Annotated in this window: 14 protein-coding genes; 7 read left to right on the forward strand and 7 right to left on the reverse strand. The window is 59.5% G+C overall.

Annotated features, from left to right (window positions below):
- Positions 1 to 7: 7 nt before the first annotated feature.
- The 7 genes from BLV41_RS06270 to BLV41_RS06300 all read right to left on the reverse strand — a co-directional run bounded on the left by BLV41_RS06270 (position 8) and on the right by BLV41_RS06300 (position 7,804).
- Entirely contained in the window at positions 8 to 907 is a 900-nt protein-coding gene (locus tag BLV41_RS06270) for a carbohydrate ABC transporter permease (RefSeq protein ID WP_074711034.1), read from the reverse strand.
- Positions 904 to 1,845, reverse strand: a complete 942-nt coding sequence (locus tag BLV41_RS06275; RefSeq protein ID WP_074711035.1) for a carbohydrate ABC transporter permease — start codon at positions 1,843 to 1,845, stop codon at positions 904 to 906. The genes BLV41_RS06270 and BLV41_RS06275 overlap by 4 nt, the downstream gene beginning before the upstream one ends.
- A gap of 10 nt (positions 1,846 to 1,855) precedes the next feature.
- On the reverse strand, positions 1,856 to 3,193 hold the full coding sequence (locus BLV41_RS06280) for an ABC transporter substrate-binding protein (RefSeq protein ID WP_074711036.1): 1,338 nt from the start codon (positions 3,191 to 3,193) through the stop codon (positions 1,856 to 1,858).
- A gap of 116 nt (positions 3,194 to 3,309) precedes the next feature.
- Positions 3,310 to 4,326: a LacI family DNA-binding transcriptional regulator gene (locus BLV41_RS06285; protein WP_139244232.1), complete on the reverse strand. Its 1,017-nt coding sequence runs from the start codon at positions 4,324 to 4,326 to the stop codon at positions 3,310 to 3,312.
- Between the two features lie 297 nt (positions 4,327 to 4,623).
- Entirely contained in the window at positions 4,624 to 5,397 is a 774-nt protein-coding gene (mtnN, locus tag BLV41_RS06290) for a 5'-methylthioadenosine/S-adenosylhomocysteine nucleosidase (protein ID WP_244516765.1), read from the reverse strand.
- The gene (locus BLV41_RS06295; RefSeq protein ID WP_425284258.1) at positions 5,394 to 5,846 is read right to left on the reverse strand and encodes an S-ribosylhomocysteine lyase; all 453 of its coding nucleotides are present in this window, start codon (positions 5,844 to 5,846) and stop codon (positions 5,394 to 5,396) included. Before BLV41_RS06295 ends, mtnN begins: the two co-directional genes overlap by 4 nt.
- A gap of 110 nt (positions 5,847 to 5,956) precedes the next feature.
- Positions 5,957 to 7,804, reverse strand: a complete 1,848-nt coding sequence (locus BLV41_RS06300) for a glycerophosphodiester phosphodiesterase (protein ID WP_074711038.1) — start codon at positions 7,802 to 7,804, stop codon at positions 5,957 to 5,959.
- A 184-nt stretch (positions 7,805 to 7,988) separates the two neighbouring features.
- Between BLV41_RS06300 and BLV41_RS06305 the strand changes: the two genes are divergently transcribed.
- From BLV41_RS06305 to BLV41_RS06335, 7 genes are all read left to right on the forward strand, one after another.
- Complete coding sequence (locus BLV41_RS06305) at positions 7,989 to 9,578, forward strand: Na+/H+ antiporter (protein ID WP_074713143.1); 1,590 nt, start codon at positions 7,989 to 7,991, stop codon at positions 9,576 to 9,578.
- A 57-nt stretch (positions 9,579 to 9,635) separates the two neighbouring features.
- Positions 9,636 to 10,076 carry a MarR family winged helix-turn-helix transcriptional regulator gene (locus BLV41_RS06310; RefSeq protein ID WP_074711039.1) on the forward strand — a complete coding sequence of 147 codons (441 nt, stop codon included), beginning with the start codon at positions 9,636 to 9,638 and terminating at the stop codon, positions 10,074 to 10,076.
- A complete protein-coding gene (locus BLV41_RS06315; RefSeq protein WP_139244233.1) occupies positions 10,069 to 11,460 on the forward strand; it encodes an MFS transporter in 1,392 nt (463 codons plus the stop codon). Before BLV41_RS06310 ends, BLV41_RS06315 begins: the two co-directional genes overlap by 8 nt.
- A 107-nt stretch (positions 11,461 to 11,567) precedes the next feature.
- Positions 11,568 to 12,323: a carboxymuconolactone decarboxylase family protein gene (locus tag BLV41_RS06320; RefSeq protein ID WP_074711040.1), complete on the forward strand. Its 756-nt coding sequence runs from the start codon at positions 11,568 to 11,570 to the stop codon at positions 12,321 to 12,323.
- Positions 12,324 to 12,445: 122 nt separating this feature from the next.
- Positions 12,446 to 13,477 (forward strand): alcohol dehydrogenase catalytic domain-containing protein, encoded by a 1,032-nt coding sequence (locus BLV41_RS06325; RefSeq protein WP_074711041.1) that lies wholly within the window; start codon positions 12,446 to 12,448, stop codon positions 13,475 to 13,477.
- 30 nt (positions 13,478 to 13,507) lie between these two features.
- Entirely contained in the window at positions 13,508 to 14,383 is an 876-nt protein-coding gene (locus BLV41_RS06330; protein ID WP_074711042.1) for an aldo/keto reductase, read from the forward strand.
- The gene (locus BLV41_RS06335) at positions 14,380 to 15,171 is read left to right on the forward strand and encodes an SDR family oxidoreductase (RefSeq protein ID WP_074711043.1); all 792 of its coding nucleotides are present in this window, start codon (positions 14,380 to 14,382) and stop codon (positions 15,169 to 15,171) included. Before BLV41_RS06330 ends, BLV41_RS06335 begins: the two co-directional genes overlap by 4 nt.
- The last annotated feature ends 16 nt before the right edge of the window (positions 15,172 to 15,187 follow it).

Consider the following 15,187-nt stretch of genomic DNA (forward strand, 5'->3'; position numbering starts at 1 on the left):
GCCTTTCTTAGCCCTTGACTGCGCCTGCGGAGAGGCCATCAAGGAGTTGCTTGCGGAGGAGGAAGAAGACCAAAATGGTCGGTATTGAGGCGAGCACGGATCCTGCCAGGACCAGGTCAAAGGACCGGTTCTCGGCAGCGAAGAGGATGTTCAGCCCAAGGGGAAGCGTGTACTGGTTAGAGTCGGAGACCAAGACCAGCGGCCACAAGAAGCTGTTGTATGTCTGCAGAAAACTCCAAACTGCGAGTGCGCCAAGGGATGGCCGCAGCAGCGGAAGGACCAGCCGCCAGAAGATGCCAAATTCACTGTTGCCATCGATTCGGCCGGCCTCGATGATTTCGTCGGGAACGGCCTGAACAATGTACTGCTGCATCATGAAGATCCCGAAGGCGGGTGCTACCCAAGGAACAATCAAGGCGAACCACGGTTCAGACAGTCCAGTCTTGACGACAAGGATAAATAGCGGGACCAGGATCACGGCAAAGGGTACGGACAAGGAACTGAACATGATGTTGAACAGGATCCTTTTGCCCCGGAAATCGAACTTGGCGAACGCATACCCTGCCAAGGAACAGACAAAGACCGAAATGATGGTGGCAATGAGTGCTGTGCCAACGCTCATAAAGAACCAGTTCCAGAATGGTTGGGTATTCAGGAGCGTGGTGTAGTTTTCCACCGTGAATGGGTTGGGGATCAGACTTGGGGGAGAAGCAAAGATGTCCCCGCGATTTTTGAAGGATCCGCTCAGGGCCCAAAACAAGGGGGCCACGAACACAAGCAGGAGCGCGGTGAGGGTCAAGTACAGCAGGCCGCGGCGCGCAATGAATCCGCTCTTGCCAGGTTTTTTCCTCAGGCCATTGGCTGGTGCGGTGGAGGAATTTGGGGTCAGTGCAGAAGTTGTTGTCATGACGTTTTGCCGATCGACAGGGCGCGGTTAAGGATTTGGCTCACAGTGAAGACCAGGGCAAAGAGGATGATGCCGGCGGCAGCCGCATATCCAAATTGTTGGCGTTCGAACGCGGCGCGGAAGATAAACATGGCGACGCTCAAGGTTGATTCTCCGGGCCCACCCTTGGTGAGCAGATACGGCTCGTCGAACAGTTGCGCAGCGCTAATGAAGGACGTGACAACGACGAATGCTGTCACGGGGCGAAGTGCCGGCAGGGTGACGGTGGTGAATTTTCGCACCATGCCTGCGCCATCGAGCTCCGCTGCTTCATAGAGTTCGGCAGGTACTGATTGCAGTCCGGCCAGGAAGAAGATGGTTAGGTAACCCACCCAGCGCCAGAGCAGCACGAAGCTCACTGCCATTCGGGCAAGATCCGGGGTTCCCAACCAGTCAATATCGCCAACCCCGAAGAGTGCTTTCAAGACGGCGTTGAGAAGTCCATAGTTCGTATCTAGGAGCAAGGAAAAGACGAGGGCGATCACGATCGGGGACAGCACCATGGGCACAAAGAACGCCAAACGGAACATGTCCCGACCCTTGAGTCCTTTGGCATGCAGGGCTTGCGCAATCATGAGGGCTGCGGGGACCACAATGAAGACTGCCACCAGAACATAGACCAATGAATTGGTCAGGGCCGTGCCGAAACTGGTGTCCTGGAGGAGGTTGCTGTAGTTGCGTAGTCCAACCCAGGTGGGGGCTCCCAGGCCAACCCACGAGGTCAGGCTCAGTACCACCGCTGCCATGACGGGCACAATCATGAAGAGCAGGTATAGAAAGTAGAACGGAGCGATGAAGGCGTAGGGGGCGATGCGGCCACCGGCCTTGTAGGGGCGGCGCCGGCTGGAGGGAGACTCCGCGCGTCGGGCAAGTGGACGTTCCTTGGCAAGTGTTGACATGGGGGTGACCTTAGTTTCGAGTCTGGCCGCGGAAGTCCCGGGCTGCGGCTGTGAGTGCCTGTGAAGGAGTGAGGTCACCGTTGTAGGCACGCAACAGGTATCCGCTGAGAACTGTGTTGAGGATCATTTGATTGCCACTTTGGTAGATTTCGGGAACGTCATCGATGATGTCGCTGTAAACCTCGAAGAGTCGTTGTCCGCCGAAGTACTCGTTTCCAAGTGCATGCAGCTCTGGGTCGTCGAACACCGAGCGCAATGTGGGCAAATAGCCCAGCTGCTTATAGCGCTGAACTTGTTGCGCCTTGGAAAGGTAGGCGACCTTGATAAGTTCGACGGCGGCAACTGAGTTGGCCTTCCCTCGGACCGCCGCGAATCCGGTACCGCCACCAACGGATGTCCGCCCTCCGCCGCCGCTGAATTGTGGCAGGGCCCGGATCCTCCACTTTCCTGTCTGCTCCGGCACGTTGGGCACAATGCCGTAGGCGGCGTACCAGGATGGCATGGCCACGCCCAAGAGGTTGTTGGACTTCAAGGCGGCCTGCATGCCTGCACCGTAGTAATCAGAGACCGTGGTGTAGACGCCGGACTGCACCGATTTGGACAGGAAGCTTAGGACTTCTTCGGCTTCCGGAGTCTCAATGGTCAGCTCACCGTTCTTGTCGAAGAGGTTCCCTCCACGTTGAACGAGGGGGATCTGGAAGCTCTGAACCACTTGGGGCAAATCGGTTCCCGTGGCCAGGGCCCCGAAGGAAACCCCATGCTTCTTGTTCGCCTGGCCCGCCACTTGGGCCAGTTCTTCCCATGTGGCCAGATCCGTGGGAATGCCAAGTTCACGGAATCGGTCCTCTCGGTGGTAGTAGACAGCCAAGGGAGTGTCGGAGTCCAAGGCAAATAGTTTGCCGTTTTTTGAGAAGGGTGCGGTTCGAGCCTGGATCAGGTCGTTTCCGAATTCGGCGGCAACATCGGAAAGGTCCACGAGTAACTCATCGGCCAAGTCTCCGTTGAGAAGTCTGGCAAATTGGCCGATTTCCAGTCCGGCAACATCAGGTGTTCCGCGGCCGGCAACGGCTTGGGCAATCAATTTGGTGACAATGTCACTGGAACCGATCTTGGTGAAAGCCAAAGCGGTGGAAAACTTGCTGCCTGCATTGACTGCCGGCAGCGAGGATTCGAAGAATTTGATGTACCCGTCATCGTGGGTCCACATGGATAGGTCCACGGCGCCACCATTCACGGCCGCTGGGCTGGAATTTCCGCAGCCGCCCACGAGCGCTGCAAGAAGTGAAGAACCTCCCGCAATGGTCCCGATGCGAAGCAAGTCTCGACGGCTCAAATGGCTCTTTTTCATGCGTCTTCACCCATTTTGGGCATGTTTTTGGGCATGGTTGACTCCAGTGTCAGTAGTGGTGCTGAGAGGGAACGGCTCTTAGATGAGTCGCTTGATGGGAACGGCGGGGGAGCCGTCTAGATGGAACGGATGTGATGCCGTTCGGTTGACCGTCGGGCGGTTGACTCGCGGATGATGAGTTGCGCGGGGACGGATCGGTGCAAAGTAGTTGGTGGATGGCCTTCGATCGTGCGGATCAAGCGGTGCACGGCCAGGCGCGTTACTTCGTCAAAGTCTTGACGAATAGTGGTCAGTGGTGTGTGGAGAAATGCGGATTCGGGGCTGTCATCAAATCCAACGATGCTCACGTCCGCCGGAACCCTCAGCCCTGCCAGCTGAAAGGCGCGCATGGCTCCGACGGCCATGGTGTCATTGGCTGCAAAGATGGCCGTGACGTCAGGGCGGTTTAGCAGTGACTGCGCTGCGGCATAGCCCGACGCCGGAGACCAGTCCCCGTAGATGATGGCCGGTTCCGCCGCGCCAGCGTCACTCAACGCCTCCTGCCAGCCTTGAACTCGGCGCCGGGTTGCGGCCCAGTTCTCATCGCCGGCAATGTGCCACACGGTTTCATGCCCCAGTGCCAGCAGATGCTCTGTTGCGCTTCGTGCCGCTGCACTTTCATCCAGGCCGACCACCAGTTCGTGGTCACGGGCTATGGACGAGGGTTGATCGAAACTCAGGACAGGCAATCCCGCCGGGACATCCATGACCGGATGGCCAACGTCGATCGGTTCGGACAAGATGATTCCGTCCACTCCCTGTGTCACCAGTTGGTCGATGGCCTGCTGGATCTGGGCGGGTGTTCCATCGCTGGTGCGAACCACGCTGAGAAAGTATCCCGCAGACTTTGCCGCAGCTTCAACACCGCTAAGTATCGAAGACGGACCAAAGAGCGTGGTGCCGATGGTGACCATGCCAATTCGCTTGAAGCGTTGTGTCACAAGGGCGCGGGCTGCTGCATTGGGACGGAACCCAAGCTCGTCGATGGATTGCTGAACCTTGGCCTTTACATCAGGCGATACGTGGGCTTCTCCATTGACAACTCTGGAAACCGTCTTCTGTGAAACACCAGCATGGCGGGCAATATCCATCATGGACACACGCGACCCAGGTTTGGGTGATTGGTTCGCTGCTGCGCCGATGTGCTGCAAGATGTGCCTCCAGTGGTTTTGACTACGTAGTCAATCTATCTGACATGAATTCAATCACACCATTGACTACGTAGTCAACGGTAATCTTCGACGACGTTGGCGACGTGCGGAAAAGGTGATCGTCGAGCCATCCTCGCCGAGCATGGCGGCAGCTGGGGGTAGCTATCCGGGTTTAGTTAAAAAATGAGGGAGCCGGTCAGCGTGAACTGACCGGCTCCCTCTAGACCTTGGGACTTTGGCTTATGGGGCGACGGCCCGGGGAGAGCCCGCGGCCGCCCATGCGGCGATGACCGCCATAACGATTTCCGCCGAACGTTCAGCGGCGTCGTCCACGTGGACCAGGAAGTCGGCATCGGACGCGGGACCGCAGAGGTCGGAGATACCACGGATAGAGAGGAACGGAGCGCCGTAGACGTGGCAGGTCTGGGCGATCGCCGAGGACTCCATGTCCGTAGCCAGTACCTGATCAAAGAGGTCCTTGACCACCAAGGAACGTTCCTGGTCTACGAAAGAATCGCTGGAGAGCAGCAATCCTTGGTGCAAGGTCTCAGCTGAGCGATGCTCAGGCACCACGACCGAGCTAATCTCCAGCAGGACTTGCGGGACCGGGTAGGACACCGGCATGCCCGGGACCTGTCCGAGCTGATAACCGAAGGCGCGTGCATCGGCATTGGCGTTGATGTTGTCAGTTCCCACCACAACATCGCCCACCCTGACGGAATCACCCAAGCCACCGGCGGTGCCGGCGCTGATCACCAGCGGGCGGAGTGCTTCAGGGGAGTCTGGATTTGCCAGGAGGAGCGCGGACGTTGCCGCGCCAGCCGCGTTGACCAGACCGATCCCGCCTTGCACCAGTAACGTCTGCACGCCGTTGATAACCACGTTGCGGTGGATGGAGTTACCTACCTGAACGGGCTCGCCGACCGCCGTGGCCTTCTGAAGAAACGGTGCAATTTCTTCTTCCATGGCCGCAATAACAATGACTTCAGTGGTGCTTACTTCAATGGTGCTCAAGCCGAAACCTGCTCCCACTCGTCACGCTTCGCCAAGAAGTCCCGCGCCGCATCCTGAGCGGCACTGAGTGAGTGGTTTTCGCCCCACCCGCACTGAACCTCATTGGCGGCAGGCACCTCGGTGGCCTGCAAAACGTCCGTCAGTGTGGCCTCGATCAGGTCCAGTACGGAGGGGATGTTGGGCTCACCCTGGAGAATGAGGTAATACCCCGTCTGGCAACCCATGGGGGAGAAATCGATGACCGAACTTGAATGGTTTCGCGAGCATTCAGCAAACAGGTGTTCGAGCGAATGAATCGCTTTCATCTCCAGGTGGGCCACGTTCGGCTGGGTGAAACGTACGTCATATTTGGTAATGACGTCGCCGAGCGGAAGTTCCTTGCGATCGGCAACCCGCACGTATGGTGCTGCGACGGAGCGGTGATCGAGGTTGAACGACTCTACATTCATGCGTGAAGGATTCATGATTTTGCTTTCATGCTGGGGTGTCAAAGCGGGGCGTGCTCGCGGCCAATTCATGCCACATTCATAGTAGCGGCATTGCTGCCGGCGGCCGCGGATCAGAGTTGGCGGGATCTTGATTCGAGCAGCAGTCGGTTCCGGACATCGCCCTCCACATAGTCGGTGCCGGGTGCTAGCTCGTCGCGGTTGGCCTGGGCAAGATCGGGGCGGTCTGTGACGATCCCGTCGACGCCGGATCTCAGGAGCGCGCGCATGCTGAGCTCACCGTTGACCGTCCATGAGTACACGTCCTTGCCCTGCCCATGTGCGGCCTCGATCATCTCCGGGGTCAGGGACGCTTGCTCAATGACGTAGAAATCGCAGGGGGTGGTTGGCAGCTGGCCGTAGAGCAGGCCGATGGTCAGTCCCACCCTCAGATCGGGGCGTAGAATCTTGATCTTTTCGACGGCGGCCGGGTTCAGTGAGTGGAAAATGTTGCCATTGAAACCGTCCGCGGCGTCTAGTTCGGCAAGGAAGTCTTCAACGTAGCCGGGATTTTCATGGCCGGTCACCTTGAGCTCGATCAGCAGCGGCATACCAATTTCGCGCGCCTTTTGAACGTAGGCCGTCATGGTGGGAATCGTGCTGCTATGGCCCTTCATGGTCACGGTTGTTGCCGTGACTTCGGCCGCGGTCATTTCGTAGATGTTCTGGTTCTTTCCGGCCAGTACCAGGAGGTTCGTGTCATGACTGGCGACAAATTCGCCGTCGGAGGTTTGCTGGAAGTCAGCCTCGACCAGGTCCGTCTTCATCACGCCGGCAGCCACCAAACCACCGAGGGTATTCTCCACCCCACCGGAGTCATATCCACGATGCCCGATCACGAGCGCTTGTTCTTGGTCGCTCGAAGAAGGGGCTGTCTCGGAAACTTGGGTGGTTGCCACGGCTGGCTGGATCGCCGCGGCTCCCGTACTGCAGACAAGGACGATTACGACGGCCGTACGCAACGCGGAACGAACATCTGTGCCGCGAGCGAGGGGCGCGTGAACATTGAAGCCGGTGACGGTTGAAACAAACGGCATCTTGTAGAAAATGCGGGCTTCGCCGGCAAACAAGTTGGCAAAACCTTGGGCCGTAGCAAGAGACAAAAAGGTGAAGACCAACGTGGCTGCAGTGACTGCAAGTGTCGTGTGATCGAATCTGGAGTTCAAGGCATCTACGGCCTGACCGAGCAGCCAGGCGCCGCCGCGAGAGAGCAGGATTGCCCCCAGCGCGGCAACTGCGAAGGCCAGGGCCAGCCTGATGCCGCCTTGGCGAATGGCGCGCACGCTATCAATGAAGCTGCGTCCTAGAGTCTGATTCCGCACCAGGGCAAAGGGCATGGTGAGGATGGATGCATAGATAATCACAACGACAATCGCGGCGACAGAGATCAACAGCAGCGCCGAAAGCGGAGTCTTCATGTATTCACGGCCAATGAACGGCGGGATGCCGAGATTTCCGGTGACCGGGGCAAAGAGTGTGTAACCGACCAAAGGGGCGAGCAGAGCTAGCTCAGCGGCGATGATGAGGGCTCCGGGTCGATATCCCTTCTTGGCCAGCCGAAGGAGGCGCCTGGCAACCGCTGTGATTGAGGGCGGCTGCCCCGTGAACTGGAGATCAGCAATGATCAGCATTGTTGCAAAGGAAAGCAGGGTCGCAGCGGAGACAATGAGGAAGGTACCTGCCAGGATTCCAAGGGACACTGGCGAGGTAAATATCGTGCTCATCGTGCGATCCGTGACCGTATCCAGCCCGGCCTGATGGACGGCCGCCAACAGGAGTCGGGAAATGAGCGGGCTGACCCAAACAGCCAGAACGGTATACATGCTGCCAAGGAGAAACCAGTAGCGCAGGGGCAGGATGCATAACTGCCTGATTGAACGCCCCAGGAGTGCTGTCAGGGGCGGAAAAACACTTTTCGACATTATTCCAGTATTGCCACACAGCTGCAGGAATGCGCATTTTTCAGGGATGATCTTCGTCTCCTCACACCGGTCACGACGTGGGGTGGGCGTGGTTTCATATAGGTATCCACATTGTGGCCTGGGATCCAGATGGCGCCCAGTCGTCACGCGGGCAATGACGCCCCTTTAGTTGAAGGGTGAGAACATGCTCGGACTTGAGATCGTCGTCATTCTAGGGGTGACCATCATGGTGTGCAGCGGACTGTCCCGCCGCCTCCACATCGCACCGCCACTGCTGTTGTTGATCAGCGGGGTGCTGCTGGGCTTCGTTCCTGTTTTACGAGGGGTGTCTCTACCCCCGGAAGTGGTGCTCTTCCTGTTCCTGCCTGCACTTTTGTTTTGGGAAAGCTTAACCACGTCGCTGCGTGAAATCCGCGCAAACTTTCGTGGCATCCTGCTGAACAGCACGCTGTTGGTGGTGGTGACCGCGGGCGTACTGGCTGTCATTGCTCACCTATGTGGCGTGCCATGGGGTCCGGCGTGGGTTCTCGGCGCGGCACTGGCACCCACTGATGCGACGGCAGTGGGTGCCCTGACGCGGAACCTACCGCGCCGGCATGTAACGCTGTTGCGCGCCGAGAGCCTCGTCAACGATGGAACGGCCCTTGTCATTTACGGCATCGCCGTCACCTACACCCTCGGAACCGAAGCACTAGCGCCGTTGCACGTCACCTGGCTTGTTGTTCTTGCCTACGGGGGCGGCGTGTTGATCGGCACGGTCATTGCCTGGCTCGTGATCCGCCTGCGTGCCCGGCTTGATCATCCTTTGCAGGAGACGGTGCTGACGATCTTGACGCCTTTTGCCGCCTACCTGATGGCCGAGGCCATCGAAGCATCTGGCGTGCTTGCAGTTGTTACGGCCGGGCTGATCATGAGCCAAGCCGCACCGCGCCGGGGCCGGGCCGCAACCCGCCGGCAGTCACAGGGCTTCTGGAGTTTGTCGACATTTCTGCTCAACGCCTCCCTATTTGTTCTCGTAGGGCTCGAACTGCAGGTAGCTACCAGGGCCCTCGACGCCGGACTCATACTTCGCGGGTTGGGCTTGGTTGGCATCATCTCGATTGCGCTCATTGTGGTCCGCATTGCCTTCCTGTTTGCTGTTACACATGCCATCCGCCTGCTGGATCGCCGCCCGGCCCAGCGCCTGCGCCGAATGGGTGCCCGGGCGAGGATTGTGAGCGGTGTGGCTGGTTTCCGTGGGGCCGTTTCTCTGGCGGCCGCCCTCGGGGTCCCACTGCTCCTGGCCTCCGGGGAACCGTTCCCTGACCGCGACTTGATAGTTTTCGTCACTGCTGGTGTCATCGTGGTGACCAGCGTTGTGCAAGGGATGCTTCTGCCGATCGTGGTGCGGTGGGCGTCCCTGCCACACGATGCGGGCCTTGAGGAAGAGCGGCTGCTCGCTTTGACTGCCGCCACCGAGGAGGCTCTTGAAGCCCTCGACGCGGTTGCTGCTCGGCTTGGTACCGATGCCCCGGTGACAGGGCGACTCCGGGATGAGTACCTCGCCCATCTTTACGTGCTCCGTGCAGGCGGAAGCACCTCGGAGGATGTTGATGATGAGGTGCTCCGCGACCGGCAGTACACGGCGCTACGCCTGGAGATCCTGGAAACAAAACGTGCCACGGTGGTGCGCCTGCGCGATGAGGAACACATCGACGACACCGTGCTGCGCCAGATCCAAGCCAAATTGGATTCGGAAGAACTACGTCTGGTGCCGGAAGATCTCACTGATTGATCGCAGCAAGATGAAAATCTTCAAGTAACTTGATCAAGCTGGTTGTAGAGTTGCCCCATGGCCGATCATCCCCGCACCCAATCGTTCTCAACACGCGCTCTTCTCGACGTCTTGCGCCCACTGCTCCGCAAGCTTCAGGCCGAGCGCACCATTTCTTCCGGGAAGCTCGGCATTTTGCGCTACCTGGCCGATCAAGACAAGGCGACCACCTCAGAATTGGCACTCGCCATCCATGTGAGTCCGCAGGGTATTTCGCTGGCAGCCCGTGAATTGTTGGCGCTGCGCTTCGTTGAACGGACCCCGGATGAAGACGACCGGCGAAAGGTGTGGCTCCACCTAACGGATTCCGGGCGGCAAAAACTTGCCGAGGAACAGATGGCCGGCAATGTGTGGTTGAACCAGGCCGTCAGTGAGCAACTCACTCATCGTGAGCGAGAAATCCTTCAGGCCGCCATCCCGGTCCTGGCAAAGCTCGGGATGGAGAATCCCCATGAGTAGCCCCTCCGTCCGATTGGTGCCGGCACTTGTCTATGCGGCCCTGTCCACGGCCATTGTCAGTTCATTGGGAATGCTCTTGGTGCCGTCGATCGCGGTGGAAATGAACGTTCCCGTGAGCACGGCCCAGTGGATGCTCACCATCAACCTGCTGGCCGGAGCCATTGCCACACCGGTCATGGGCCGGCTCAGCGACGGGCCACATAAGAAGCAGCTCCTTCTGGTTGCGTTGTCGCTGATCCTGATCGGCTCCATCATCGCCGCAGTGGCGCCGAACTTCACCATTTTCCTGATTGGACGTGCCCTCCAAGGATTGAGCTATGGAATCGTACCGGTCACCATTTCACTGGCCCGCCGTTATGTCCCGGCAACAAAGGTGCAGGCCTCCATCTCAAGCCTGTCTGTCACAGTGGCCACTGGAATTGGGATCGGTTACCCACTGACAGGCATTATTGCCGGCCTCTTCGATTTCAGGTTTGCGTTCTGGTTTGCCGCCTTGTTCGTGGTGACGGCCATTGCTGTTGTTGTCCGCGTAGTGCCTCAAGGACCCGACATCCAGGCTCCGCGCGTACCCTTCGATGGCACCGGGGCGAGCCTCCTCGGACTGGGATTGGGAACCTTGTTGCTGGGCATCAGCGAGGGACCATCGTGGGGGTGGGGGGCACCCTGGACCATCGGCACCATAGTTTTCTCCGCCGTCGTTCTATGGGTTTGGGTACGGTGCGAACTGGGCTCAGAGCATCCCCTGATCAACCTTCGGGTCTTCAAAAACCCTGAGGTGCTCTTGGCCAACCTCACGGCGATCGGGCTCGGCGCCGCGCTGTACATTGGCTTGTCCATTTCCAGCCTTGTGGCACAAGCCCCGGCATCCACAGGCTACGGGATGGCCCTGCCCGTTTTTTGGGCCGGGTTTGTCATGTTTCCGTTGTCGGTGGGCAGCTTCGCTGCGAATCGTCTGGTGCGCCGCCTGGCTCGCCACATCTCGCTGACTACTCTGCTGCCCGTCGGTGCTGCCATCATGGCCATTGCCGGGACCATGCTGTGGCTCTTTCACGACGAGCTGTGGGAGATCTTGGTGGGCATGCTCGTCTTTGGGTTGGGCATGGGGGCCAGCTACGCGGCCATGCCAGCATTGATTGCCCGCAGCGTGGCTACAGAAGAGCTGGGCAGTTCGGTGAGCTTTAACCAAGTTCTGCGAACCATTGGAAGTTCCTTTGGTACCGCTGTTGCTGCGGCCATTCTCGCCGCCCACACCTCGGTAGATCTTCATGCCACCAACACTGGAATTACCCAGACCTTTGCCTTGGGTGCGGCACTATGCGTGATCGTGTGCGTAGCATTGTTCGCTCACGCCCTGAGCGGACGCTTTCGCGCCAAGGGCCGGTAGCACAAGCGGAACGGGGCTCTGACAGGGTCTCCCTTAAAATCCAGGCGCCGCCTACGCTCGAAATCTCGGAAGGAAATACCCGAGTCACCCAGCGTAGGAGAAGCCCCATGGCACCAAGTATTGAAGCAGTGAAGAACCATAGCGAAATGTTCCCGGGGCATATTTCCGCTCTGGAAAAGACCGATCCTGAGCTCATTGAATACTTCGACAACTTCGCTTTTGACCACGTCCTGGCCGAATCGAACATGGCGCCCAGGACTCGGCTTATGGTGCAACTGGCAGCCATGATCGCAGCGCAGGCGCAAAGTGAATTTCGTGTCATGGTTGGCGCAGCCTTGGCGGTCGGTGTGACGCCGGTGGAAATAAAGGAAATTGTTTATCAGGCGGTCCCCTATGCGGGCATGGCCAAGACCTTAGATTTCATCAACGCGAGCAACCAGATCCTCACCGAGAAGGGCATCAAACTGCCTTTGCCCGGTCAATCCACCACGACGCCTGAAACCCGGGCCCAAGCTGGGCTGGCGGTGCAAAAGTTCATCGTGGGACCCGAGCGTGTTGAAAGCCTGAATGCAGGGGCGCCGGCAGACCAGCAACACTTTCAGCAATTCCTCGCGGCGAATTGTTTCGGCGACCACTACACCCGCAATGGAATCGACGTGCCCACGCGCGAGCTGCTGACATTCGCCATGCTTGTCTCACTGGGCGGCTGCGAACCGCAGGTTGCAGGTCACGTCACGGCAAATCTGAGAGTCGGCAACACCCGCGCCATGCTCATCGACACACTCACCGCGCTGCTGCCATATATTGGCTACCCGCGGACCCTGAACGGCCTCCGCATGGTCAATGAAGGAACCACCCCCTAGCCGTTGCCGAGTGCGCAATCCGTGCGGGGTTCCACCAGTACCCCGATCAACAAGGACTCCCACAGTTTTGATTGCGGGTGTTGACTTGAAAGCAATTCACAACTGAGCAAAGGATTCCTGTAATGCGAGCAACATTGATCTACGGCGCCGGCGACGTGCGCGTGGAAAATGTCCCCAACCCCACCATCAAGGAACCCACCGATGCAATTGTCCGGATCGTGGCAGGCTGCATCTGCGGCAGCGACCTGTGGCCCTTCGCCTCCAAGCCTGCAACTGCTGACGGTGCACGGATCGGGCACGAGTTTGTCGGTGTCGTGACCGAACTTGGCCCGGCCGTGACCGGATTAACTGTGGGTGACTTTGTCATTGCCCCGTTTGTTGCCTCCTGTGGCCACTGCGATTTCTGCCTCGAAGGGTTGCAAACTTCCTGCCGCAACGGCGCCCACTGGGGCGGGACGGACGACGGCGGCCAAGGCGAGTATGCGCGTGTTCCCCAGGCTCAGGGCACCCTTGTGGGGGTTCCCGCGGGTTTCGATGAGACCCTGATCCCGTCGCTGCTGAGCCTTTCCGATGTCATGTCAACCGGATACCATGCAGCCAAGAAAGCCGCCATTGTGCCCGGCCAAAGCGTCACGGTGATCGGCGACGGCGCGGTGGGATTGTCGGCAGTGATCTCCGCGAAGCTTCTGGGTGCCGGACGCATCATTCTCATGGGCCGCCACGAAGCACGGACCAACCTGGGCCGGGAGTTCGGCGCCACGGACGTCGTGGCGCAGCGCGGCACTGAGGGTATCGCCAAGGTACTTGAACTCACCAACGGTGACGGCACGCACGTCGTCCTCGAGGCCGTTGGCCTCAAGTCCGCCATCGAAATGGCAGTGGGAGTGGTCCGTGATGGCGGTGTCATCAGCCGCGTTGGGGCGCCGCAATTCTCCGACGTCCCGCTGGGATTCGGCGAGTTCATGCGCAATATCACCCTCACCGGCGGCGTCGCTCCCGCCCGTGCGTACATTGAGGAACTCTTGCCGCTGGTGCTCGATGGAACCATCGACCCGGGCCGGGTATTCGACAGCACGATTGGCTTGGATGAGGTTCCGGCCGGTTATGAGGCCATGGCCAGCCGTCAGGCGATCAAAGTCCTCATCCGCCCGTAACCTACGAACCACAGAATCAGGAAAAAAACCATGAACATCACACTCAACAACGGCGTGACCATGCCCGCCATTGGGCTCGGCGTCTTCCAAACTCCGCCCGAGGTCACCACCGATGCCGTCGCAACGGCGCTGGAGACCGGCTACCGCCACATAGACACGGCCGCAGCCTACGCCAACGAACGCGAGGCAGGTGAAGGCATCCGCCGCTCCGGCATTGACCGCTCGGAGATCTTTATCGAAACCAAGGTATGGATCAGCGACTACGGCTACGAGGAAACCCTGCACGCCTTTGACAAGAGCGCAGGCAAGCTCGGGGTGGAGCAGCTGGACCTGTTCATCCTCCACCAGCCCCTCTCCACCGACTTCGAGAAGACCATCGCGGCGTACAAAGCCTTGGAAAAGCTGTTGGCCGACGGACTGGTGCGCGCCATCGGCGTCAGCAACTTCATGCCACAGCACCTCGGCGCGCTGCGCGAGCAGACCACAGTTGTTCCGGCGGTCAACCAGGTTGAGCTGCACCCCTATTTCACCCAACCGGAGGTGCAAAGCGCCAACCGTGACCTTGGCATCCTCACCCAGGCCTGGTCCCCGATCGGTGGCATCACCTCCTACCGTGGCGATCATGCCAAGAGCACCTTCAACGATCCGGCGATCCTCTCCATTGCCGAACAGCATGGCAAGAGCGCTGCTCAAGTCATGTTGCGCTGGCAACTGCAGCTTGGACACTCCGTGATTCCCAAATCCGTCCGGGCCGAGCGCATCGCCGAGAACTTCGACGTCTTTGATTTTGAACTGACAGCGGGGGAGATGGCCGCCCTGGCCGCACTGGATACCGGAGTGCGCGGAGGACCGGATCCCGACTCCATCACCTTGGCGGCCTTCGGCCGGGAAATCCCGGAAGCATGACCCGGGGCAGAAGCCTCACAAGAGGCAAAGGCACCGTACTGATCCTCGGGGCCACCGGTAGCGTGGGCCGGCATGCTGTCGCCGAAGCCGTCCGCCAGGGCTACGAAACGCGGGCCCTGGTCCGCAACCCGTCGCGGGCCAGCCGCCTTGACGCGGCCGCCATCCTGGTGGTGGGTGAGTTGACCCGCCCCGAAACCCTCACCGAAGCGCTCGACGGCGTTGATGCTGTCGTTTTCACACAGGGTTCGGCCTATGGCGATGCCGTCGCGGCCGAAGCTGTCGACTACGGAGCCGTGAAAAACGTGTTGGAGGCTCTTGGCGGCCGGCCAGTGCGGATGGCGCTGATGACCTCCATCGGTGTCACAGTGCCCGGAGGAACCCACGATTGGAAGCGGCGCGGGGAACGTCTGGTCCGAGCCAGCGGCAACGACTATACGATCGTGCGCCCCGGCTGGTTCGACTACAACGACGATGCGCAACTGGAAATCACGATGCTCCAGGGCGACAATCGTCGGGCGGGAGGCCCCTCCGACGGCGTCATTGCCCGGCACCAGATTGCCCGCGTCTTGGTAGATAGTCTGGCCTCCGACGACGCGAATCACCTGACATTTGAGCTGGTGGCCGAGCACGGTCCGGCCCAACCGAGCCTCGACCCAGTCTTTGCTGCCTTGGAGAAGGACACCGAAGGTTCAATCGACGGTGTGCGGGATCGGGCGAACATGCCCCCGAGCGCCGAACCCGACCGCGTCCGCCAGGACCTGAACGCACTGAGTACTTCAAAGACCTGAGCTTTCCAGACATAGA

It is taken from the genome of Arthrobacter alpinus, from assembly GCF_900105965.1.
Classification (GTDB): domain Bacteria; phylum Actinomycetota; class Actinomycetes; order Actinomycetales; family Micrococcaceae; genus Specibacter; species Specibacter alpinus.

Coding starts and splice junctions, on each gene's coding strand:
- BLV41_RS06285 (WP_139244232.1), bottom strand. CDS start 4,326: ATGATGGATATTGCCCGCCATGCTGGTGTTTCACAGAAGACGGTTTCC.
- BLV41_RS06310 (WP_074711039.1), top strand. CDS start 9,636: ATGGCCGATCATCCCCGCACCCAATCGTTCTCAACACGCGCTCTTCTC.
- BLV41_RS06300 (WP_074711038.1), bottom strand. CDS start 7,804: ATGTCGAAAAGTGTTTTTCCGCCCCTGACAGCACTCCTGGGGCGTTCA.
- BLV41_RS06335 (WP_074711043.1), top strand. CDS start 14,380: ATGACCCGGGGCAGAAGCCTCACAAGAGGCAAAGGCACCGTACTGATC.
- BLV41_RS06320 (WP_074711040.1), top strand. CDS start 11,568: ATGGCACCAAGTATTGAAGCAGTGAAGAACCATAGCGAAATGTTCCCG.
- BLV41_RS06305 (WP_074713143.1), top strand. CDS start 7,989: ATGCTCGGACTTGAGATCGTCGTCATTCTAGGGGTGACCATCATGGTG.
- BLV41_RS06330 (WP_074711042.1), top strand. CDS start 13,508: ATGAACATCACACTCAACAACGGCGTGACCATGCCCGCCATTGGGCTC.
- BLV41_RS06315 (WP_139244233.1), top strand. CDS start 10,069: ATGAGTAGCCCCTCCGTCCGATTGGTGCCGGCACTTGTCTATGCGGCC.
- BLV41_RS06280 (WP_074711036.1), bottom strand. CDS start 3,193: ATGAAAAAGAGCCATTTGAGCCGTCGAGACTTGCTTCGCATCGGGACC.
- BLV41_RS06270 (WP_074711034.1), bottom strand. CDS start 907: ATGACAACAACTTCTGCACTGACCCCAAATTCCTCCACCGCACCAGCC.
- BLV41_RS06275 (WP_074711035.1), bottom strand. CDS start 1,845: ATGTCAACACTTGCCAAGGAACGTCCACTTGCCCGACGCGCGGAGTCT.
- BLV41_RS06295 (WP_425284258.1), bottom strand. CDS start 5,846: ATGAATGTAGAGTCGTTCAACCTCGATCACCGCTCCGTCGCAGCACCA.
- BLV41_RS06325 (WP_074711041.1), top strand. CDS start 12,446: ATGCGAGCAACATTGATCTACGGCGCCGGCGACGTGCGCGTGGAAAAT.